Genomic DNA, 22,704 nt, shown 5'->3' with positions numbered 1-22,704 from the left:
GGTCCCGGCGGGTTCTCCGGCACGCGCGGTCCCGACGGGCTGGCGGACAGGCGGGGTCCCGGCGGGTTCTCCGGCACGCGCGGTCCCGACGGGCTCGCCGGCCCGTGCGGCGCTCGCCGCCTCGCGCCCGCCCGGCCCGTCGGCTTGGCGCGCCGGCGCGGCTTCGGGGCCGTTCACGGCGTGACCGCGAGGCCGGTGCCGAAGGCGAGGGTCGAGGACAGGAACCAGCCGAAGGACGGGGCCAGCAGATAGCGCAGGGTCCACAGCCGGGCGGAGGCGGGCCGGTTGCGGACGTAGACCACCGGCACGGTGCCGCCGACCGGCGGCAGCCCGCACAGCGGCCCCCGCCAGCCCGGGTCGAGGACGAGACCGCGCCCGAGGTGGTCGGAGAAGACCACGAGTCCGCCCGGCCGCCGGTCGATGCCCTTGCGGGGAGTGACCCGGCCCATCACCCGCAGCCCGCGCAGCCACAGGCGTACGGCCCCCAGCACCGACCGTGTCGCCAGCGTCAGGAACCCGAGGCCGAGCCCCGTGCACAACGCCGGCAGCAGCAACTCCGCAGCCATCCCGATCCTTTCGTACGCCCTCGGAGCCACAACGGGCCGGGATGTGCACCGGTTCACACCCGTGCCCGAACGCCGCCGAAGGCGCCCACCGTGCCGAACGCACCGGAGCCACCGGAGTAACCGAAGGCACCGGAGCCACCGCAGCCACCGCAGCCACCGAACGCTTTGAACCACCACACACCGCCGCCCGTTCTGGAGATGAACCCCCGGTCCGCCCCCCGGTTTGCCCCGGCCCCCGCCCCCGCGCCGCCTACGAAAGGAGCTTCGGCCCAGATGAGACGGACCCTGCGCGCCCCCGGCCGCCGGACGGCCGCGACCCTCACCCTGGCCCTCGCGCTGACCGCGACGGCCACGGCCACGGCCCAGCAGCCGGCCCGGGCCGAACCCGGCCCCCGCCCCGGCCCGCGCACCCTCACCGAGGTACGCGCCGAACTCAAGCGGCTCTACCACGACGCCGAGGTGGCCACCGACAAGTACAACGCCGCCGACGAGAAGGTGACCAAGCAGGAGAAGCGCGTCCGCTCCCTCCAGGTCCGCATCGAGACGGCCGAGGCGAAACTCACCCGGCTCACCCGGCTGGCCGGCGCGGCGGCCCGCGCCCAGTACCGGGGGGACAGCCTGCCCGCCGAGATGCAGTTCGCGCTGTCCGCCAACCCCGAACACGCCCTGGACAACGCCTCGTTGGCCCGCCAGGCGCAGCAGGCGACCCAGGGCGTGCTGACCGCGCTGACCGCCACCCGCGAGGATCTCGGCACCCAGACCGCCAAGGCCACCGGCGTCCTGAAGAGCCTGCGCGCGAGCCGCCACGCCAAGGACAGCGAGCGCCGGTCGGTCGAGAAGCACATCGACGAGGCGAAGGAGCTGGAGTCCCGGCTGGAGAAGAAGGAGGTCGAGCGGCTCGCGGCGCTGGAGAAGAAGGAGGCCGACGACGCCCAGGCGAAGTGGGTGGACACCGGCATCCTCAAGAAGGTCGGCACCGACGCCACCCCGGCCGGCCGCAAAGCCATCGCGTTCGCCACCCGCCAGCTCGGCAAGCCCTACGTGTGGGGCGCGGAGGGCCCGGACTCCTTCGACTGCTCCGGCCTCACCTCACAGGCCTGGCTGGCCGCCGGCCGCGTCATCCCGCGCACCTCGGAAGAGCAGTGGCGCCGCCTGAAGCACGTCCCCCTGGAGGACATGCGCCCCGGCGACCTCATCATCTACTTCGCCGACGCCAGCCATGTCGCCCTCTACATCGGCCACGGGAAGATCATCCAGGCCCCCCGCCCCGGCCGCTGGGTGTACGTCTCCCCGGCCGCGTCGATGGAGATCCTCGGGGTGGTCCGGCCGGACGCCTGAACCCCCCGCGCCCGGCTCCCGTTGTGCTGCACGAGCCGACCGGCGCGGCACACCGCGTCCGGGCCGCCACGAGACAGCAGGAGGGCCATGTCGACCATGCCAGCGGAGAGGCCCCGGACCTCCGGGACCGAGCGGGCCACCGCTCCCGCGACCGGGAACGGCGCCGGGACGCAGACGGCGGCCCCGGCCGGAACGGAGACCTCGGCCCCGGCCGGGACGACGGGCGCGGCCCCCGAGGAGAAGGACCAGTCCGCGCCCCTGTTCATCCTCTACATGGAGGGGCCCGCCTACGCGAGCGCCCTGCGCGGGCTCACCCTGTGGGTCCACCACGTGCTGCTGCCGGTCTACGGCCGGGAGGTCACATCCGCGGCCCCCTGGTGCCCGACCTGGTGGGAGCACCCCGAAGCCGTCGCCCAGCTCCACGGCCTGTGGCTCGCCTGGGGCGACCTGACCGGGCCGGGCTCCACGATGACCGGGCCGGCCAGTTGGCACCGCGACTACCTGTCCTCGGTCATGGACACCCTGCGGGACCCGCAGGGCCCCTTCGCCGGCTGCAAGCCCGGGATGCACCGCCCGAAGGACACGCCCAAGGTCGCCGTCATCGACCCGTTCGCCCCGCCCCCGGCCCACTCCTGACGAACACCGGCGGCGCCTCGGGGCGGGCAATAGAGCCACAAGGAAAGGTACTTGAGGCCCGGCACGCTGAACCGGGCTCCCCATCGGACGCGTTGTGCTTGTCGAGCGGAGTACGAACCCGGTGGGCCGTATCGATCCGAACGCCACCGACCGCTCCGTGCGGAGTGACGGCCCACCCCAGAAACGAAGGGTGACCATGGAAACAGCCCAGTCAAGTGACAGCGAACATTCCAACGCCAGCTCCTACCACTCGGTGAGGGTCCGCAGCAGCGGCACAGCCGAAAGGTCCAGCCAGCCGGTCCCGGACACCGCGCCCGATCTGCCCGCGCGTGCGACCACCGGCATGTACGACCAGAGCGCCAGCACGTTCTACGCGGTCGACGTCGAACGGGGGAGGGCCGCCCGCTGGGACGCCAAAGCGCGGAGTTGGGGGGAGTGGCTGAAGTCCAACAAGGGCAAGGCCATCAAGGCCGTGATCGACGTCGCCCCCACTCTCATCCAGGGCGCCTCGAAATTCGTTCCCGAGGGGCGCGCCGCCACGGCTGTCAACGCGGCGGGCGTCGCCGCACAGGGTCTGGTGGCCGGCTATGAGATGTACGGCCAGGGCAGGCAGTACTTCGCGGGCGGGCACCTCGACGGCACTCAGATAGCCGCGAGCACCGCGCGACTCGTGTCCGCGGGGCTCAACGCGTACGGCGCCGCCGCGGCAGACCAGGACGCCCCGCTCACCAGGTCGATCGACGGCGCGGGAACGTGGGTGGCCGCGGCGGCGACCACCGCCGACCTCATGCATCACGCGGAGCCCCGTCCGACCGACCTGGCGCCGGGTGAGGCCCAGGTCCAGATGTACGGGCTGCACAACAACCCGAACCTCGGAAACCAGCCGGGACAGGTCCCGGCCGGCTGGAACCCGTCCCCGCCGGCGTCCTCCGTCTCGTCGTTCAGTCCGCCTGCGGGCCACGTGTCCCGCAGGACGACGGCCGAGGCTTCCGCGTCCACGCAGAAGGACCGGAAGCAGAAGCAGAAAGTCGTCAAGAAGAGCGGTGGCGGAGGTCCCAGCCACTGAGCGGGCCCGGCTCCCGACACACGCGCACGGCCGTTCCCTTCGGGGGCGGCCGTGCGCCGTCGCTCCCGTGCTGAACCGGGCGGTGATCCACGCCGTTGTGCCTGCCGGGCCCGTATCGGCATCCGGCCGCGGGTTCACGGCCGACAGGTTGGGAAGGTCCGCCCATGTCCGCTGCCCCTGTACGACGGTTCGCGCCGCAAGGCCTGCTGGAGCGCCGCCGGTCCGCGCCCGGCGGGACCGGGTGCTACGACCGAGAGGACCCGCCCCGCCCGGCCGGCGGTGCCCCCTGGTTCCCCGACGCCCCGCTGCCGCCCGGCCTGCTGCCCCTGCCCGCCGGATTCGAGCCGGCGATCACGCGGGCCCCGGCAGCCGCCGCTTCCTGAGCCGCCGCGCCGGCCGCCGGGATCTGAACCGTCCGTCCCGGGGGCCCGTTGTGGCCCGTGACAGCACCTCCGACCTGTTTGAGGGGTACCCGTGGCGAACGACAGCACGGCGTCCTCGGCCAGGAAGCGGCTGACCAGGAAGACGCCGCCCAAGCAGCCGGACCCGCCCGAGGTCGCCCTGGCGCGCAGCCTGCTCACCACGGAATACGCCGTGCGCGGCCTGCGTCCCGGAAGCGGGACGCGCTCGGGGAGAGGGGAGAGCGCCTGGGACCGGCTCGCGGACGACCTCGCCCGCTTCATCGACCGCCTCCGGGGCCGCTCGCCGTCCGGCGGCTCGGCCGTGGGGACCGGCGGCGGGTCGCAGGAGACGGCGGGAGCCGGGCAGTCCGAGCCGTACCCGGCACCGGGGATGCGGGCGGCGGCACCGCAGACCCCCTCCGACCGGTCGATGCTCTCGTCGAGGGCGGCGTTCGAGGGGACGATCGCCCAGCTTCCGCCGGCCGCCCGGGAGGCCTTCGAGGACGCGGTGCTGCATCTGGTCAGAACCGAGAAGAAGTGGAAGAAGGCGTACGACAAGTCGCCCGCCGACATGCCGAGTGTCGCGATGTACGCCAACAACGCCTATCTGAGGGAGCTGCGGCGCGACGCTCCCCCGAGCACCGAACCGGCGACGCGGGAGCGGAGCACGTCGCGGGCCGTCCCTCCCGCGACGGTCACGGCCGAGGAGGCCATGACCAGCGCCCAGCACGCCATCATGGCCCGCGACCAGGAGCAGTTCGCGCAGCTCCGCGCCCGCTGGGAACGCCTGGCCCCCGCCGCGGAGAACTCCGTCACCTCCTCGCCCCGGAGCAGCTTCGAGGCCCCCCGCGCGGACGACATGACCGACGGCCACGGCTTCCGGGAGGCCGAACGCCTGAGCCTGGCGGAGCGCACCACCAGCGCCACCGTGATCCCCCGCGAGAGCGACACGTTCGGCGCCCACGGCTTCCCGACCACCGAAAGCACCGACCGGGCGAGCCTGTTGGGGGACCACGCCTTCAGCACGGTGTCGGGACTGGAGCCGTCGGCGCCTCCGACACCGACCACACCAACCCCCGTACTCCCAGCCCTGCTGAACGAGCCCGCCCCGGTCTCCCCCCTGCTGAACGAGCCCGCCCCGGTCTCACCGCTGCTGGACCAGGCCCAACTCGCCACCTCCGTAACGGATCAGGCCCAGTTGGTGTCACCCCTGCCGGAGCACGCCCACCTCGTCTCGCCCCTCCAGACCCACGCGACCCCGGTGTCCCCCTTCCCGAGCGAGGCGACCCCGGTGTCACCGCTGGCGAGCCCGGCGACCCCGGTCTCCCCGCCGTCGAGTCCCGCCGTCGTCCCCTCCCTGCTCAGCGGCGCCGGCCGACAGGCGCTACGGGACTCACTCGACGCCTTCCCGGTGGCCTCGGGCTCCCGGGGCGCCGACTCGTCCACACGGGCCGCCGCCACCGCCCCGGCTCCCGTCAGGAACGCCTCGAACGCCTCGAACTCCTCGAACGCCTCGACGGTCCGGCGCAAGTGACATCCCCCACCGGATGAACCATCCACCCCCGCCCATCCGTCGTGCCTGCGGCGACGCAACCCCGATCGGCGACGCAGCCCGATCGGCGAAGCCATCCGAACGCCGAACCAGCGCACGCCCCACGGAGAGGCACGCTCTATGCGCAGACGCACATCATTACTCCTGGCCCTGCTCCTGGTCGTCGTCGGTGTGACCGGCACCGCGCTCGCGGTGCAGTCCCACCGTTCCGCCGGCCAGAACATCCAGGGAACCCCGGCCGCCGACGTGGCCGAGCACACCGTCACCCTCCAGAACAGGACGGACAGCCGTATCTGGGTCGGCAGCACGGTCAACGCCGACGGCTCCACCGCGCTCACCGGCCTGCCGGTGCTGGACCCGGGCCAGTCCGCCACGGTCACCATCCCCGAGCGCGCGGGCGCCGGGCACTGGCGCGGCACCTTCTTCGCCCGGCAGGGCTGCGGCGGCGAGGAGGGCAGTTCCTTCCACTGCGCCGTCGGCGACTGCGGACCGTACGCCGACCGCTGCTCCACCGGTGAACAGCCCACCGGGCTGGCCGAGTTCAACTTCGACCCGGCCGACTCGCTCGCCCCCTGGTACGACGTGAGCTACGTCAACGCCGTCGCCGCGCCGGTCACCATCACCCCGAACGACGTGGCACCGCCCGAGAGCGGCGAGTGCGCGGTCGCGGGCTGCGCGGAGGACCTGCTCTCCGCGTGCCCGGCCGACAACCTCGTCAAGGACCCGGGCTCGGGCGCACCGCTGGTGTGCGTCAACCCGAACCGGGACGCCAAGACCGGCTACAGCGACATGATCAACCAGAAGTGCCCGACGGCGTACGCCTGGTCGAAGCAGGACGCCGAGCCGGGCAACAAGGTCATGTACCAGTGCACCAAGTGCTCCGGTCTGACCGTCGCGTTCGGCACCGGCGGCGCGGCCCCGCCGCAGCAGCCGGCCGCCACCCAGCCGGCCCCCGAGACCAAGGCCGCGCCCGCCGGCCGCAAGGGCGTCAGCCTCAACCCGGTCGACGGCGCCTCCCAGGCGCTCGCCGACTCGGGGGCGTCCTGGTACTTCAACTGGGCCTCCTCGACGGGCACGGTGACCAAGCCGGACGGCGTCGACTACGTCCCGATGATCTGGGGCCCGGGGTCGGTCACCGACGCCGAACTCGGCCAGGCCGCAAAGGAGGGCAAGGAACTTCTCGGCTTCAACGAGCCGGACTCGCCGGCCCAGTCGAACATGTCCCCCGAGCAGGCGCTCGACCTGTGGCCCCGGCTCCAGGCGACCGGCCTGCGGCTCGGCGCACCCGCCGTCGCCACCGGCGCGGACGTGGCCGACGGCTGGCTGGACCGGTTCATGCGGGGCGCCGAACAGCGCGGGCTGCGCGTCGACTTCATCCCGGTGCACTGGTACGGCGCCGACTTCGGCCCGGACGCCGCCAACCAGCTCCGCGGCTACCTCCAGGCGGTGCACGACCGCTATCACAAGCCGGTCTGGCTGACCGAGTACGGCCTGATCGACTTCTCCAAGGGCACGCCCCGCTATCCGAGCCAGCAGGAGCAGACCGACTTCATCACGTCGTCGACGCGGATGCTGGACGGCCTGGACTTCGTGGAGCGGTACGCGTGGTTCACCCTCTCCACGGTGACCAGCCCGACCGGCCTGTACGACGGGGCGACCGCCAACGCGAGCGGCCGGGTCTATCACGACGCGGGCTGAACCCCGTATCCCAGCAGACCGGTTCGGCCGAACCAGCCGAACCGGCCGAACCGGCTGAACTAGCCGAACTGGCTGAACCGGCCGGACCGGCTGAACCGCCGGCACCCGTGCTCCGTTGTACGAGTGGAACCCGGCCGCGGCTCTCCCCCGGGCCGCGGCCGGGCCCCTTGCCGAAGGGAACCGAAGGAATCCCAAGGAGACCGAAGGAGACGGATGTCAGGGTCAGGCGGTCCGTCCCGGCTCGGTCCCCGGGGCGCGGGCGTCCGCGGCGAGGCCGTCCTCCGGACCGTCTTCGAGACGGCCGAGCCGTTCCCGGACCTTCTCGGCGTCCGGATGGTCGAACTCCACGAAAATGGCGAGCGCTTGGCGCCAGCTGTCGCGCGCGGCCTCGGGTTCGTGCGCGTCCAGGTGGACGTCCCCGAGGTTACCGAGCGTGTGGCCCTCGCCCCACCGGTTGCCGATGTCCCGGTGGGTCTTGAGGGCCTGGAGGTGGTACTCGACGGCGGCGTCGTGCCGCTGGAGCCTGCGGTGGACGGTGCCGAGGATGTCCAGGGTGACGCCCTCGACCCAGCGGTTGCCGCCCGCGCGCAGCACGGTCAGCGCCTGGTCGAGGCAGGCCACGGCCTCGTCGAACCGGCCGAGCTTCTGGTAGGCGTCGCCCAGGTTGCTCAGCGCGATGCCCTCGCCCCAGGCGCCGCCGATGACCCGTTCGATGGCCAGTCCCCGGCGGGTGTACTCGATGGCCTTGTCGAACTGCCCGGCCTGGAGGTAGGCGTCCCCGAGGTTGGCGATGGCCGAGGCGCGGCCGTCGTGGTCGCCGAGGTCGCGGTAGGCGGTCATGGCCTGGCGCAGGTAGTCGATCGTCTCGTCCAGCCGGCCCGCACTGCGCAGCGCGGCGGCCATGTCCGCGAGCCCCTGCGCCTCGCCGATCCGGTCCCGGGCGGCGCGGGCGGCGGCCAGTCCGGCCGGCGCGGTGTCGAGCCAGTCGCGGATGTGGCTGCGCAGATAGAAGAAGCCCCACAGCACGGCGGGCAGCCGCCACGCGATCCCGGGATGCCCGGAGGCGGCGGCCTGGTGCACGGCGCTGACGAGGTTGCCGCGCTCCTTCTCGCACCAGCGCACCGCCTCGTCGTGCGTGGCGAACTCCAGCGGCCGGCACAGCGGAGGCGGCGGGTCGAGGGGAATCCGGCGCCGGTGCGGGGTGATGTGCGGGTAGGCGGCCTCGGCGGTGTGCAGATACCAGGCGAGCAGCCGTTCCACCGCCCGGTCCCGCTCCTCGGGCGTCTCCTCGGCGGCGACCCGCTCGGCGGCGTAGACCCGCAGCAGGTCGTGCAGGGTGTAGCGGCCGGGGAAGTGCTCGGTGAGCAGATGGGCCCGGGTCAGCTCGACCAGCAGTCCGCGCGCCTCCCGGGAGGGCAGCCCGGCGAGGGCCGCCGCGGCGGGCGCGGAGATGTCGGGCCCGGAGTGCAGGCTCAGCAGGTGGAACAGCCGGGCGGCCGGGGCGGACAGCACCTTGTACGACCAGGAGAAGACGGCCCGTACGTCGGTGGTGATGTCGTCGCCGCCGGTGAACGCGTCGAGGCTGCCGTGGGACTCGCGCAGTTCGTCCACGATCGCGCTGAGCGGGAAGCCGGGGTAGGCGGCGGCGTGCGCGGCGACGATGGACAGCGCGAGCGGCAGCCGGGCGCACCGGGCGATGATCTCCTCCCCTGCCTCCGGTTCCGCCGCCAGCCGTTCGGGGCCGAGGCGGCGGGCCAGCAGGTCGTGGGCCTCGGCGGGCGAGAGCTGGTCCAGGGTCAGCGGGTGCGCGCCCTCGCCGGCGACCAGTCCGGTGAGCTGGTTGCGGCTGGTCACGATGACCAGGCAGCCGGGCGAGCCGGGCAGCAGCGGCCGGACCTGTTCGGTGTCGCGGGCGTTGTCGAGCAGCACGAGCACCCGCCGCTGGGCGAGCAGGCTGCGGTACAGGGCGGCCTGGGCGTCGAGGCCCGCGGGTATCCGCATGGGCGGGACGCCGAGCGCGTCGAGGAACGTACGGATGGCCTCCTCCGGCGTCACGACGACACCGGTCGGGTCGAAGCCCCGCAGGTTGACGTAGAGCTGTCCGTCGGAGAAGCGGCCGGCGATCTCGTGGGCCCAGTGCACGGCGAGGGTCGTCTTGCCGATGCCGGCCATGCCGCCGATCGCGCTGATCACCACGGAGGACGGGATGCTGCCGCCCTCGGGCAACAGGGCGCGGGCGCGCTCCAGTTCGGCACCGCGACCGACGAAGGTCGGCAGATCGGCGGGGAGTTGGGCGGGGCGGGCGGACTGGGAGACGGGGGGTGGGGCAGCGGCGGAGGGGGTGGCGTCGGGCGGGGCGGGTTCGGCGGACGGGCCGCCCGCCGGCTCCGTACGGTCGGCGCCCTCCGTACGGTCGGCGCCCTCCGTACGGCCCGTACGCTCCGCACGCTCCACCTGACCGGCGCGGCCGACCTGCCCGGCCTGGCCCACCTGACCCACCTGGGCCCCTTGCCCCCTCTGCCCCTCATGTCCCCTCCGTCCCGCAGGGCCCGCCGGGTGGGGCGGCTCGGCCCCGTGGGGCGGCTCGGCGATGAGGGAGGCGTCGGCGGCGAGGATGCGGTCGTGCAGGTTCTGGAGCGCGGCGCCGGGCTCGATGCCCAGCTCGGTGACCAGGGTGGCGCGCGTCCCGCGATAGGCGGCGAGCGCCTCGGCCTGCCTCCCGGACCGGTACAGCGCCAGCATGAGCAGCCGGCACAACTGCTCCCGCAGCGGGAACCTGTCGGTCAGCGCGAGGAGTTCGGCGATCACCTGGTCGTGCCGGCCGAGCTGTACGTCGAGGTCGAGCCGGGTCTCCAGCGCCGCGAGCCGCTGTTCGTCCAGCCGGGCGGCCTCGGACTCGGCGAGCGGGCCGGGGACGCCGGCCAGCGCGGCTCCCTGCCAGGCGGCGAGGGCGGCGTGCAGCAGCTCGGCGGCGGCTGCCGGATCTCCGTCGGCGCGCAGCCGTCTGGCCTCGGCGACGCGCTGCTCGAACACGGCGAGATCCAGGGCGCCTTCGGGAATCCGCAGGAGATAGCCGTCGCCGACCGACACGACGACCCGGGGCGCGTCGGCGGGGTCGCGTTCCGGTTCCAGTGCCTTGCGCAGCCGGGACACATAGGTCCGCAGCACCGACACGGCGGCGGCCGGCGGCTGTTCACCCCAGACCGCGTCGAGGAGTTCGCCGAGCATGACGGGGCGCCCCCGGCGGAGCAACAGGGCGGCCAGTACCGCCCGTTGCTGCGGGGAACCGACGTCCACCTCCTGTTTCCCGTGCCATGCCCGGACCGGCCCCAGCACGGCGAAACGCACGGATTCCTCGTAGGCCTTCACGCGTCGGACTGTACTGAACACCGGTTGCGCACAACGGGCCTTGACGGTTCCGGTCCGCCGCCACCGGCCCGCCCGGCTGCCCTCAGGGCCCGTCGCCTCCCGGCCTCCGGGGCAGCGCGGAACGGACAGGAACGCACAGAGCGGAATGTGCGGGGAGGCAGGGAGCGGAGGAGGCGGAGAGCGGAGTGGGCGGGGAGGCGGGGAGGTGGCGGGTCCGCGCGACTGCGCCGGGAGATTGAACCGTTCGCGGGCGGCACCCGTTGCGCTACGCGGGGACCGACACGACGGACCCGCCGGTGCCGTACGGCGGGGAACGTAGGGAAGGAAACGCGATGAGCCGGGGCGAAGAGACCGACGAGCCGAACACCGGGGGCGGCCCCGCCGTGCCCGGCCAGCCGCTGGATCTCGGCAAGCCGGACCCCGAGGGGCAGGCTCCCGAGCCGGGCCCCCGCTTCGCCGTGGTCATCTCCGGCGACGGCTCGGCCGCCATCGACGGCGAACCCGTACCGGCACGGGAGGGGACGACGGTCGACGCCGCGATCCTCGACGTCCTGCACGGCTACGCCCGGGACCTGGCCACCACGGTGACCGCGACGATCTCCGACCCGTCGGCGGGATACGTGGCGTACGTCGAGGTGGCGCCCGACGGGTCGAGCACGCTGCTGGACCAGCGGGAGCAGCAGGAACCGGCGCCGGTTCCGGTCACAGCACCGGTTCCCGTACCGGAGTACGCGGGAGCGCCGACGGAGGAGCCCGAGGCGGCAGCCGACGTTGAGATCAACGAGGCCGATGAGACCGACGAGGCCGACGAAGATCCGGGCGCTTACGAGGACGAGGACGAAAACGAGGGTGAGGTGGAGGACGGGGATGGGGATGAGGACGCCGACTACGACGTAGGGACGTACACGGCGGAGGACCCCCACCACCCGACCCCGGAACCTCGGGCCATCCCCCTGCCCCTGCCCCCACCGCCCCCGGCCCCGAACGCCCCCTCGTCCTCGTACACGTACACGGAGTACATGGATGACGAGGACGAGGACGAGGACCACCCCGAGGCCGGGGCCGAAGCCGATGACGAAGCCGAGGAGGAGACGGCCTTCGGCGCGGACGCCGGAACCGGCCCCGGCGCGGGCCCCGGCGGAGACTTCGGCGAAGCCCGGTCCCCCGAAGCCGCCCCCTCCCGCCCCGCCCCGCAGCTGGTCCGCAGGCCCGGCGCACGCCAGTCGGACGACGAGTACGAGGGCCCGGGCCTGCTGCACAGGCCGCTGGTCGTCGGGCCGATGGCGCTCATCGTGGCCGCCCTGGTGATCGTCCCGCTGGTGATCCTCGGCAGCGGCGGCTCGGACGACGGCGGCCACCGGACGGAGGCCGCCCGGTCGAGCGCCGAGACGAAAAAGAGCCCGCAGGCCGGGAAGCCGGGACCGATCTCGACCTCGTCCCCGAGCCTGCCGCCGACGCCCAGCGCCTCCGCCTCGGCGTCCCCGTCGGCCAAGCCCGAGAAGTCGAAGAAGCCGAAGGAAACGAAGAAGCCTGCGGACCCGAGGAACGGCGGCGGGGTGGTGGTCACCATCACGGCGAGGCCGCCGCAGGCGACGGTGACGGCGAAGCCCCCGCAGGACACGGCCGCGAGCGCGGTACGCCGGCTCGCCAAGAACGACCCGTCGGGACGGCACATCTGCTACCGCGCCTACGTCTCCGGACAGGGCTGGCAGAAGCCGGTGTGCGACGGCACGATGGCCGGCACCACGAAGCAGAACCGTGCGATCAAGGCCCTGAACATCGCGGTGTCCGGCAGCGGCGGCTCGGCCGCGAACGCCTTCGTCCACAACCCCGCCTCCAAGGACGGCCGGGGCAAGTGGATGCCGTCCTGGACGGCGATCAAGGCGGACGGCACGAACAACTACATCGGCAGTACGAAGAAGGGCGCGCCGAACATGTCCGGCTTCGCCATCAACATCGGCAAGGGCCGGATCTGCCAGACGGCCAAGGTCCACTCGTTCGACTGGGGCGGCCAGGGCTGCGCGGACGCCCGTCCCGGCTACGTCTTCGGCGGCGCCCTGGAGAACGACCGCTACCTGGAGGCGGTCAAGTTCACGGTCTGACGGGGCGTCTGAAATGGCGTATGTCCGAGTAGTTGCGGGTGTGAGCGGTTGTGGGGCCGGGGGAAGAGGCGCCGCTCGGGCCGGACGGCCGGTCAGTGTGCCCTCGCACCCCCTTCCGGCTGCCCCGCCAACTGCCCTTTAGGACACGGAAGGCGGCCCTGAAACACCGCCTTCCGGCGTGCCAACAGGCGCCACCCGCAACTACGTTGACGAGGTGATATCTCTCCCCTCGACAGTCGCCGAGACCGTCGACGCCTACCGCACATGCGAGTTCGTGACTCTGGGCCGCGACGGCACCCCGCTCGTCTGGCCGACCGCGGCGTTCCGCCGTGACGACGGAACGTTCCTCGTCACGACGTCCCTCGCCTTCGCGCAGAAGGCCTTCAACGTCCGCCGCGACGGCCGCGTCGCACTCCTCTTCTCCGACCCCACGGCGAGCGGCCTGGACCGCCCCGATCAGGTCTTCATCGCGGGTACGGCCGTGTGCCCCGAGGAGATCGTGACCTCGCCGGCCGGCGAGGAGCCGTACTGGTCGATGCTGTTCGACCGCCAGCCCGACAGCCGCCGCTACGTGGACGCGCCGGCCCGCTGGCTGATGGACTGGTACTACCTGCGCCTCCTGATCACGATCACCCCCACAGACATCCGCACCCGCCCGGCCCAACACCCCCCGACGCCGACGACACCGGCCCCGGCCCCGGCCCCGGCCCCGGCCCCGGCCCCGGCCCCGGCCCCGGCACCGAAGTCCGGAACGGACGCGCACCCGGAACCAACCCCGGACACGCGACCGGAACCAATCGCGGACCCACGACCGGGACCAAGCCCGGACACACGGCCGGAGCCAGCGCCCTCACCCCTCCCCGGAGCCGAGATCCTCTCCCGCTTCCCGACGGCCGTACTCAGTGCCCGGGACGCGTCAGGAGCCCCGCTTCTCTCGCGCACACGGACGACACCGACGCCGGACGGCTTCCTGGTCGAGCCGGCCCCGGACTGTGAGATCGCGCCGGGACCGGCGGGACTCCTGGTCCACCGCCACGACGAGAACCTCTCGGGCCTCTACAACGCCCTCGTACGGGGCGAGTTGGCGCCCGCCGACGAGGGCCGCTGGCTGTTCCGCCCGAGCCGCGTGATCGAACCGTCGGGCTCGGGCGACACCCGCGACATGCTCCGCACCCTGCGCACGGCCCGCCGCACGACCAAGGCGTACCTGGCCAAACGGTCCCTGCCCCGCCCCAAGGTCGACTGGCCGGCCCTGAAAACCCTGACGAGGACCCCGGTCCCGCGCAGCCCCCAGACCCCCTGACCCAACCCGGGTCCCTGAAAAGGGCGGACTGACACGGCGCCGCGCACGCTCCGTCACCTGAGCATCACGTTGAGGCTCCAGGTGGTCCGGTCGCGGGGAACTCACTACACCCGGGGTGGGGCGGTACAGTACCGTGAGTGTCATCCCGGCCTGCCCCTGTAGCTCAGTTGGCTAGAGCATCTGTCTTGTAAACAGAAGGTCGTCGGTTCGAGTCCGACCGGGGGCTCCGTGAAGGTCCCGACCCCTTGGGTCGGGACCTTTCTTCGTGCGGCTCGTGGTCCGGTTCCGTGTGCGCCGGTCAGTCCGCCGCTTCCCTGATCGCCGCCGCAAGTTGGGTGCGCGAGCTGATGCCCAGCTTCGGATACACCTGGTAGAGGTGGAACCCGATGGTGCGCGGCGACAGCAGCAGGCGCTCGCCGATCTGCCGGTTGGTCAGGCCGTCGGCCGCCAGCCGCGCGATGGCCAGTTGCTGGGCGGTGAGCGACTCCACCGGGCTGCCGGCCCGCCGGGGCATCACGACCCCGCAGGACCGCAGCGCCTCCCGGGCACGCTCCGCCCAGGGCTTGGCGCCCAGCCGCTCGAACGTGATCAGCGCCTGCGTCAGCGGCGGGCGGGCGTCGGCGGTGCGCCGTCGGCGGCGCAGCCAGTCCCCGAAGTCCAGCCGGGCCAGCGCCTGCTCGAAGGGCCACGCGTCCCCCGCCGGCGACGCGCACGCGTAGCGGAACCACCGCTCGGGCTCACCGGCGCCGGACCGTCGGCCGGAAACCGACCGGTGGGCGGAGCCGGACCGGTCGCCGGAGCCGGACCGGTCGCCGGAGCCGGACCGGGCCCCGGCTCCGTCCGCGACCCCGGGCGTCGCGGCCAGCAGCGCCCGCGCCCGCGCGAGCAGCAACGCGTGCCGCAGTGGCGGCCGGGGGCCGAGCGCCTGCTCCGCCGCCTCGACCACCCGGCGAGCGTCCTGCTGCCGCCCCGCGCGGACGGCCGCCGCGGCGAGGTCGGCGAGCGCGTAGTAGGAGGCGTGGTAGTGCACCGGCTCGGCCGTCTCCCCGGGGGCGAACGCGCCGCGCAGGTGCTCGTAGCAGGTCAGATGGTCGCCCTCCAGCGCGGCGATGGCCGCGGTCACCGAGCGGCCCCGCACCTCGATGGACAGGTTCAGCGAAGGGTCCAGGCCCGCCATGGCCGCGTCCAGGGTCCGGCGGGCCTCGGCCGGCTCTCCCCGGTGGACCAGCAGCGTCGCGGATACGTACGCCCCTGCGGCCGTCGCCATCTCGGGACCCTGCTCGGTGCCGACGCGGATCGTCTCCTGGCTCATCGTCCAGGCGGCGTTCCACGAGCCGTGGTCGAGCTGGGCCAGGGCCAGGACCTGCGTCATCATCGTGTTCGGGCCGGAACCGGCGTCGCAGTGGAGCGCGTGCGCCGCGGCGAGCAGCCGGGCGGCGACCCCGCTCTCGTCCAGTACCCAGGCCGCCGAACCGACCATGCCCAGCTCCCGCAAGCCGAGCCCGGTGTCCTCGGCCGTCGCGCGCAGGACGCGCAGCAGCCGCGGGCGGTCGGGCCCGTACGGGTCGAGCCCGGCGGCGGTCCAGAGCGACCAGCGTGCCTCGGTGCCGGAACCGTGCCACGCCCGCAGATCGTCCAGCAGGCCGAGCGCCTCGCGGCGGTAGGGGGCGCCGCCCTGGTTGTAGACGGACGTGGTGACGTACGACAGGGTCTCCATCGCCCTGCTCGGATGGTCACGGCTGAGCGAGCGGGCGGTGGGCAGCAGGTGGCTCAGCGCGAGGGACTGGCGGGTCGTACCGGCCAGCGACCAGCCCGCCCGCAGATGGGCCTCGGCCAGCAGCTCCGGGTCGTCAGTGAGCCCGACGGCCTCGGTGGCCAGCGCCTCGCCCCAACTGTGCCGGCCCGCCACCAGGGCCATCTGGGCCGCGTCCACCAGGCGCCGGGCGCGGGTGTCGGGGTCGGGCGTCAGCGCGGCGGCCCGCTGGAACGCCTGCGCGGCCTCGGCGTAGCCGCCCCGGGCCCGGACGCGCCCGGCCGTGGCGGCGAGCGCGGCGGCCACCTCTTCGTCGGGGCCGACGGTAGCCGCCGCGCGGTGCCACGCCTGCCGGTCGGGGCGCGCCCCGAGTTCCGCCGCCAGCGCGAGATGCGCCTCGCGGCGCTCTCCGAACGGCGCCGAGGAGGACAGTGCCGAGCGCACCAAGGGGTGCCGGAAGACGACCCCGCCGCCCGCGTCCAGCCGTACGAGACCGGCGCTCTCGGCGGGCCGCCACACGGCGTAGTCGTCGGCGGACGGGGGTTTGCCGGGGAGGGACCTGTCCAGCACGGGCCGGCCGTTCTCCCCTCCCACCTCTCCCTCCACCGCGTGCCGGCCGGCGGCGGCGAAGACGGCGGGGGCGTCGGTGTCGGCGGCGACCGCGGCCAGCAGCAGGGCCCGGCGGGTCGCGGCGGGCAAGGGGGTCACCCGGCTGGTGAACACCTGTTCCAGCCGGGCGGTGACGGGCAGCGGGCCGCCGGTGAACGCGGCCGGGTCCAGCATCGCGGCCCGCCCGAACTCCAGCAGCGCCAGCGGGTTGCCGCGGGCCTCGGCGAGGATACGGCGACGCAGCGGGCCGGTCACCGGCACCGGCTGGCAGGCCAGCAGTTCCTCGGACGCGGACTCGTCCAGCGGGCCCACCGGCAGCAGGGCGGCCTCGCGGGCGATGGGTTCCGGGACCTCCGGCCGGGACGCCGCGAGCAGCCGGATGGGTTCGTCCCGAAGTCGCCTGGCCAGGAAGGCCAGCACGTCGAGCGAGGCCTCGTCGAGCCACTGCACGTCGTCGACGAGCAGCAGAACGGGCCGTACGACGGCGGCGTCCGAGAGCAACGTCAGCGTCGCCATGGCCTGCGCGGCACGATCGGCCGGCGGCCGCCCGCCCGCTTCGACCAGCCCCAACGCGGTACGCAGGAGGGTCAGATGCGGAGGCTGGGCGATGGGCGGCCGTGCGGGACCCGCGGCCGGTACGGCAGGGGCCAGCACCAGAGGGGAGGCTTCCGCGGCGGGCTGAAGGGCCGGGTCGGGGGCCTGCGCCACAGGCGGTCGCGCCGGGTCCAATGCCTGCACGACAGACAGTCGCGCTCTCTCCGGGTCCTGTGGGGGCGGCGGTTGTGCCCGGCCCCGGTCCCGGACCTGTAGAGGCGGTATTCGTACCCCGTCCGGGGCCTTTACGGGCGGTATTCGTAGCCGGTTCGGGTCCTGTACGGGCGGGCTTTGTGCCAGGTCTGCGGCCTGTAGGGGCGGTATCCGTACCCCGTCCGGGTCCTGTACGGGCGACAGCGGTACCCGATTCGGGTCCTGGACCGGCGGAAGTTGTGACCGGTTCGCCGCCTGTACGGGAGGCAGTTGTGCCCGATCGGCCGCCTCCCCGGCATGGAGCGGCCCGGGGTGTGGGGCCTGCGCAGAAGGCGTCACCGCGGTGTCCGGCGCCGGTGGCGTAGGCGAAAGTGCCCCGTCCGACAGGGCGGGCGCCCCTTCCAGCAGCGGCAGCAGCAACCCCCGCAGACCCGCCAGCCCCAGACCCAGCGCCCCCTCGGCCCCCGCCGTGCGAAGCACCGTGTACCCGAGGCCGACGCCACGCGCCTCCCCCTCGGCCAGCAGCGCGCTCTTGCCGACCCCCGGATCGCCTACGGCGACGAGGGCGGGCGGTCCGGCGTCGCCGAACAGCCGCTCCAGTACGGCCAGTTCCCGCTCGCGGCCGACGATGCCCACACGTACCCCCCGCTCTCCGCCCCCGGGCCTGCTTACCCGTGGCCGGATACCGCTGTCAAACCGCTCTGAGCAGCGCAGAGTCCAGCGCGGGAGGCGTTGGGCAGCGGCAGACGGAACGGAGTTCGAGCCGCGCGGCCGGGTCGTACGAGGGACGCGTGAAGCCCCGTAGGTCAGCAGTGCCCGCGTACGTGCAGGGCGACGTAGAGGGTGTCGACCACCTGGCTGCGGGCGGCCCGGGCGGCGGCGCTCGCGTGGTGGGCGTCGAGCGTCACGAACCCGGGACCGGCCCCGGCGTAGCGCACGGTCACGGCGGACACGCCGGCCTCGCACAGCCCGCGCCCGTACGCCTCGCCCTCGTCCCGGAGCACGTCCGTCTCGGCGGTCACGACGAGAACGGGCGGCGCGCCGCTCAGCTCGGCCGGGGAGGGCGCCCCCGGCGACCCGCCGCCGTCCAGGTCACCGCGGGTGTGCTCACCAGACGTGCGGTCACGGGAGGTGTACTGCCGCCAGAACTCCGCGAGCGCGCCGCGCCCCGGTGCCCGGGTGCCGAACCGCCCGTGTGAGGGGGTGTCCATCGTGGCGTCGAGCGCGGGGCCGAGCAGGACGAGGGCGCGGAAACGGGGGCCGTCGCCATGGCGCCCGGCGGCGAGCGCGGCCACCGCGAGCGCTCCGCCGGTGGAGCTCCCCACCAGGGCGACCCGGGAGCCGTCCAGCCCGGCGGCCGGTCCCTTGTCGGCGAGCCAGTAGGCCAGCTCGCGCACGAGGGCACGCGCGGCGGCCCGGCGGCTGCCGGCCCGTCCGATCTCGGGTACGACGACGGCGGCGTCCGCGCCCAGCGCCAGATCGGCGATGAACCGCTCCTCGGAGGCTGAGGCCGAGAACCAGGCCGAGTCCGAGGCCGACGCCGGGTCCAGACCCGGTTCGGTGCCCGGGTCGGCACCGGGGTCGATGTCCGGGGTCGGGTCGGTGTCCAGGTCCGGGTCTGGGTCCAGGTCCGGGTCCGGGTCCGGGTCCGGGTCCGGGTCCGGGTCCGGGTCCGACGGCAGCCAGGCCGGTCCCGGCAGATACAGCACCACCGGCAGACCGGGCGGCGAGCCCTCGGGCGTCACCAGCCGAACCCGGGCAGGCCCCGTCCCGGGCAGAACGACCGTCAGCCTTGTGTCGGACACCAGCGGCCCGCCCGGCCCGCCCGACCCGTCCACCCCGGCGAACGGCTTCGGCGCGGCGCCGGTCGCCTCGGCAGACGTGGATACGGGAGCGGAGCGGGGCGCCGAACCGGAAGCGGACCCGATGACCGGGTCGGGACCCGGACGGGAAACGGCCCCCGGAACAGCACCCGAACCGGAAACAGCCCCCCGGACGGAACCCGGCGCAGGCCCCGGATGGGAAGCGCACCCGGGGACGGACCCCTGTGCGGGGCCCGGTACAGGACCCGGACGGCAAGCGGCCCCCGGAACAGCACCCGAACCGGAAACAGCCCCCCGGACGGAACCCGGCGCAGGCCCCGAAGCAGCCCCGGCGACAGAAGCAGACGCCGGCGCCTGCGCGGCCGTAGGCGTGCGGGCGGGCGGCGCGGGCGAGGCGAGCGGGTCCACGGAGGCTCCAACCACGGTCGATCGGCCCGGGCCGACGCGCCCGGAGCCCCGAACTCTAGGAGCGGCACCCGGCGCCGCGCAGCCGCCCCCGCTCACAACTCGTGCCTGTGCGTGCACAGTCTGGCGCCCGCCGGCCGGACTCGCCCAGGGCCGGAACGGCCGTCGGCCGCACCACACCAGTCATATGGCGTGGTCCTCACCGCCCGCGACGGGTGATCGTGGGGCGGGGGTCGCGCCCGGGCCAACGGGCGCGGTCAGGCATGCGCACGAATGGGGTGCCGATGACGGTCTGGGTCAGGTCCGTGGGCCAGGAAGACGCCGAGGGCCAGTCCGACGAGGAGCGGCTCGCGGCCTGGCAGCGGGCGCTGGAAGAACTCCTCACCCCGGTCACCGTGGCACCCCGGGGAAGACTCCAGGGCACCGTGACGACACACCGGCTCGGCTACCTCCAGGCGTCGTCCGTCCAGGCGACCCCGCAGAAGGTGAGCCGGCCGGCCCGGCTGTGCCACGGTACGGCGCGGCAACGATTCGCCCTCCTGCACCAGCACACCGGCGCCGCCTCCCTGACCCACGCGGGGCACCAACTGCTCCTGGCCGAAGGTCACCTGACGGTCATCGACCTCAAGCGCCCCTTCTCGCTGGACTTTCCGCACCCTTTCGGCGCCGGCTTCTTCCAGCTCCCTTCCCGGGTACTGGGCCACCCCGGCCCCGTACTCGCGGAGCTGCCCGGCCGTGAAATGTCGTCGGACGGCGGCCCGGGTGCGGCGCTGGCGCTGCTGCTGACCGAACTCGCCCACTCCGGAACCGACTTGCACCCGGACGCCGCGCCCCGGGTGGCCGGCCATGTCGCCGGGCTCGTCGACGCGGCCGTACTGCACGGGCGACGGCAACGCCCCGACGTCTCCCCCGGTGACGAACTGCTTGCCCGCGCCCACGAGTTCGTCGCCGCGCACCTGGAGGACCCGGACCTCGGACCGGAGATGGTCGCCGCCGCCCTGCGGATCTCGGTGCGCTATTTGCACCGTCTCTTCGAGAACGAGGAACTGACCGTGAGCCGGCTCATCCAGGTGCGCCGGGTCGAGGCGTGCGCCCGCAGCTTCAGCCGGCGCGGCCGGTCCAGCCCGACGGTCTCCGCCGTCGCCCAGCGCTACGGCTTCGTCAACGCGGCGCACTTCAGCCGGGCGTTCCGCGCCGTCTACGGAGTCTCGCCCCGCGTCTGGCGCGACACGGCCGGCGCGGGCGTCTCCGCCGCCCGGCCCGCCCCCGCCGCACCACGGACGGTCATTTCCGTCGCCGAGACGGGGGCCGGGGCAGGCACCGGGCAGGGGCCGGTACCGCGGACCAGCGGGCGATACACACCGAAACGACCGGTCACATGACCTGATCTCCGGGCATCCCGGCCGTCAAGGCTGAAGGGGAGCGGCCCGCACGCGGCAGGCCGCCGCGACCGCGACGTCCGATCCGATCGGAGGGCCACCCCACCATGTCCGAGAAGCCGGTATTCCTCCTGGCCGACGCGGACGCCTTACGGAGACAACGTTGGGACGGCACCGACGGGGAGTGGCTGGTCCTGCTCGTCCCCACGACCGGCGAGCGAACCGCGATCCACTTGTACGACGGCCCCGCGGCCGCCGGGGCATGGCTACCCGACCTGGTCCGGGCGACGCCCGCCGCCCTGATCGTGCCGCAGGCGGCGATCGCCCTGCCCCGGCGGCACCCCGCCCCTTCGCCGGGCCGGCACCCCGCACCCGCACCCGCACCCGGCCGACCCTCCGCGCCCCCGCCCGGCCCGCACCGCACGCCCCTGCCCGTCGGCCCGCTTCCCGTGTCCGTCGGCGCCTCCCTGGTCCGGGGCCTGGTCTTGGCCCTCCTCGACGGGACGGTCTCCCTGGAGGCGACCCACGTCGCCGCGCATCTGGTCGACCTCGTCGCGACGCTGGTGTGCGAGGCGACGGCACCCGAACGCCCCACCGCCGGACGGAACTTACTGGAGGAGATCCGATGGCAGGTGAACGACCGGCTCGACGACGTGACGCTCTCGCCGGGCACCATCGCCGCCCACGGCTACATCTCGGTCCGCTACCTGCACAAGCTCTTCCGGGACGAGGGAACCACGGTCGGGCGCTGGGTCGTCCGACGCCGCCTGGAGGAGGCGTGCCGCGAGCTTGCGGGACCCGGCCGCGCCGGCCGCACGATCTCCGTGACCGCCAAACGCTGGGGCTTCGCCAACGCGGCCCACTTCAGCCGCGTGTTCCACGCCGCCTACGGCCGGGCGCCGCGCGACTGGCGTGACACCCGCGCCGCCCTGGTGGCGCGCAGCGACACGGCACCCCGGGACACACCCCCCGTACAACCGGCCCCCGGCGCGCAACCGGCTTCCGGCGGACATGCGCTGTCGGCACGACAGGGTGCGCCAGGAGTCAACTGGGCCGCGCCGTCCGTCCGTAGCGTCGCCCCGAACTCCACACACCCCGCTGGAACGGGGCTTCGACAGGACGAGGAAGAGGCATGGTGAGCGAACCGACAGGGCCGACGACGGACAGCACCGTCGAGGAGCCGAGCCCGCCCCCGACGGACGGCACCGTCGAGGACACGGACCCCCCGCAGGACCCCGGCGCCGAGGCCCACGTCCCGGACGGCCCCGGCGGCCGGTACCACGAGCCCGACCTGCGCCGGATGGTCCGGCTCAACCTGCGGCCGATCGCGTCCCCGCTGCCGCTGGGCTTCTACACGGTGGCGATCGCGTCAACGGTGACGAGCTGCCTCCAGATAGGGATCATCCCCGCGGCGGACCGGCAGGCGGTCGCCCTGACCATCCTGCCCGCCTTCGCGCTGCAACTGGTCGTCAGCATCCTGGCGTTCGGCGCGCGCGACGTCATCGCGGCGACACTGATGGCCAGTTTCGCCGGCACCTGGCTGGCGAACGCGCTCGTGACGGCCTCGGATGCGGCCGGCGGCTCCCGGGTGCTGGGCGTACTGAACCTGGTGTTCACGGTGTTCGCCGCCCTGATGGCCTCGGTCGCGGCGCCGAAACGGGCCCTGTGGCTGGTCCTGGTGATCGCGGTGCCGCGCTACCTCGTGGCGGGCCTGGCCGGGGTGACCGGCGTCGGCTGGATCGGCCACGCCTCCGGTGCGGTCGGCCTGCTGCTCGCCGCCGTCGCGATGTACGTGGCGTACGCGCTGATGCTGGAGGATCTGCGCGGCAAGGAGATCCTGCCGATCGGCCGCTCCGGCCCCGCGCACAACGCGGTCGAGGGGGATCTCCGTTTCCAGCTGCGGGACTTGGAGCGCCACCCAGGCGTCCGCCGCACCCTCTGACCCGCCCAGACCCCA

The 22,704-nt window shown here is 74.0% G+C and carries 15 protein-coding genes and 1 tRNA gene; 12 read left to right on the top strand and 4 right to left on the bottom strand.

Going from position 1 to position 22,704, the window contains the following annotated elements; all coding sequences use genetic code 11:
* Positions 1–173: 173 nt before the first annotated feature.
* A complete protein-coding gene (locus AB0912_RS10445; RefSeq protein ID WP_366697788.1) occupies positions 174–566 on the bottom strand; it encodes a hypothetical protein in 393 nt (130 codons plus the stop codon).
* A 273-nt stretch (positions 567–839) separates the two neighbouring features.
* On the opposite strand from AB0912_RS10445, the gene AB0912_RS10440 reads away from it, so the two are divergent.
* From AB0912_RS10440 to AB0912_RS10415, 6 genes are all read left to right on the top strand, one after another.
* A complete protein-coding gene (locus tag AB0912_RS10440) occupies positions 840–1,904 on the top strand; it encodes an NlpC/P60 family protein (protein ID WP_366697786.1) in 1,065 nt (354 codons plus the stop codon).
* A 273-nt stretch (positions 1,905–2,177) separates the two neighbouring features.
* A complete protein-coding gene (locus AB0912_RS10435; RefSeq protein ID WP_366697905.1) occupies positions 2,178–2,540 on the top strand; it encodes a DUF4913 domain-containing protein in 363 nt (120 codons plus the stop codon).
* Positions 2,541–2,736: 196 nt separating this feature from the next.
* Positions 2,737–3,606 carry a hypothetical protein gene (locus AB0912_RS10430; RefSeq protein ID WP_366697784.1) on the top strand — a complete coding sequence of 290 codons (870 nt, stop codon included), beginning with the start codon at positions 2,737–2,739 and terminating at the stop codon, positions 3,604–3,606.
* Positions 3,607–3,770: 164 nt separating this feature from the next.
* A complete protein-coding gene (locus AB0912_RS10425) occupies positions 3,771–3,989 on the top strand; it encodes a hypothetical protein (protein WP_366697782.1) in 219 nt (72 codons plus the stop codon).
* Between the two features lie 91 nt (positions 3,990–4,080).
* On the top strand, positions 4,081–5,541 hold the full coding sequence (locus tag AB0912_RS10420) for a hypothetical protein (RefSeq protein WP_366697780.1): 1,461 nt from the start codon (positions 4,081–4,083) through the stop codon (positions 5,539–5,541).
* A gap of 138 nt (positions 5,542–5,679) precedes the next feature.
* Positions 5,680–7,257, top strand: a complete 1,578-nt coding sequence (locus tag AB0912_RS10415) for a glycosyl hydrolase (protein ID WP_366697778.1) — start codon at positions 5,680–5,682, stop codon at positions 7,255–7,257.
* A 222-nt stretch (positions 7,258–7,479) separates the two neighbouring features.
* On the opposite strand, the gene AB0912_RS10410 is transcribed toward AB0912_RS10415, so the two are convergent.
* Complete coding sequence (locus tag AB0912_RS10410) at positions 7,480–10,626, bottom strand: BTAD domain-containing putative transcriptional regulator (RefSeq protein ID WP_366697776.1); 3,147 nt, start codon at positions 10,624–10,626, stop codon at positions 7,480–7,482.
* Positions 10,627–10,958: 332 nt separating this feature from the next.
* On the opposite strand from AB0912_RS10410, the gene AB0912_RS10405 reads away from it, so the two are divergent.
* The 3 genes from AB0912_RS10405 (at position 10,959) to AB0912_RS10395 (ending at position 14,257) form a co-directional block, all read left to right on the top strand.
* Positions 10,959–12,728, top strand: a complete 1,770-nt coding sequence (locus tag AB0912_RS10405; protein ID WP_366697774.1) for a hypothetical protein — start codon at positions 10,959–10,961, stop codon at positions 12,726–12,728.
* A 214-nt stretch (positions 12,729–12,942) separates the two neighbouring features.
* Complete coding sequence (locus AB0912_RS10400; protein WP_366697772.1) at positions 12,943–14,031, top strand: pyridoxamine 5'-phosphate oxidase family protein; 1,089 nt, start codon at positions 12,943–12,945, stop codon at positions 14,029–14,031.
* 152 nt (positions 14,032–14,183) lie between these two features.
* A tRNA-Thr gene (locus tag AB0912_RS10395) sits at positions 14,184–14,257 on the top strand.
* A gap of 72 nt (positions 14,258–14,329) precedes the next feature.
* Here AB0912_RS10395 and AB0912_RS10390 read toward each other — a convergent pair.
* Both AB0912_RS10390 and AB0912_RS10385 read right to left on the bottom strand, forming a co-directional pair.
* On the bottom strand, positions 14,330–17,047 hold the full coding sequence (locus AB0912_RS10390) for a LuxR C-terminal-related transcriptional regulator (RefSeq protein WP_366697770.1): 2,718 nt from the start codon (positions 17,045–17,047) through the stop codon (positions 14,330–14,332).
* Positions 17,048–17,946: 899 nt separating this feature from the next.
* Positions 17,947–18,885 (bottom strand): alpha/beta hydrolase fold domain-containing protein, encoded by a 939-nt coding sequence (locus tag AB0912_RS10385; RefSeq protein ID WP_366697768.1) that lies wholly within the window; start codon positions 18,883–18,885, stop codon positions 17,947–17,949.
* Between the two features lie 746 nt (positions 18,886–19,631).
* Between AB0912_RS10385 and AB0912_RS10380 the strand changes: the two genes are divergently transcribed.
* The 3 genes from AB0912_RS10380 (at position 19,632) to AB0912_RS10370 (ending at position 22,689) form a co-directional block, all read left to right on the top strand.
* Positions 19,632–20,750 carry a helix-turn-helix domain-containing protein gene (locus AB0912_RS10380; protein WP_366697766.1) on the top strand — a complete coding sequence of 373 codons (1,119 nt, stop codon included), beginning with the start codon at positions 19,632–19,634 and terminating at the stop codon, positions 20,748–20,750.
* A 104-nt stretch (positions 20,751–20,854) separates the two neighbouring features.
* The gene (locus tag AB0912_RS10375) at positions 20,855–21,886 is read left to right on the top strand and encodes a helix-turn-helix transcriptional regulator (RefSeq protein WP_366697764.1); all 1,032 of its coding nucleotides are present in this window, start codon (positions 20,855–20,857) and stop codon (positions 21,884–21,886) included.
* Positions 21,883–22,689 carry a hypothetical protein gene (locus AB0912_RS10370; RefSeq protein WP_366697762.1) on the top strand — a complete coding sequence of 269 codons (807 nt, stop codon included), beginning with the start codon at positions 21,883–21,885 and terminating at the stop codon, positions 22,687–22,689. The genes AB0912_RS10375 and AB0912_RS10370 overlap by 4 nt, the downstream gene beginning before the upstream one ends.
* The last annotated feature ends 15 nt before the right edge of the window (positions 22,690–22,704 follow it).

Source organism: Streptomyces sp. NPDC007084, from assembly GCF_040703595.1.
Lineage (GTDB): Bacteria > Actinomycetota > Actinomycetes > Streptomycetales > Streptomycetaceae > Streptomyces.
This window is presented reverse-complemented; position numbering and strand designations above follow the sequence as displayed.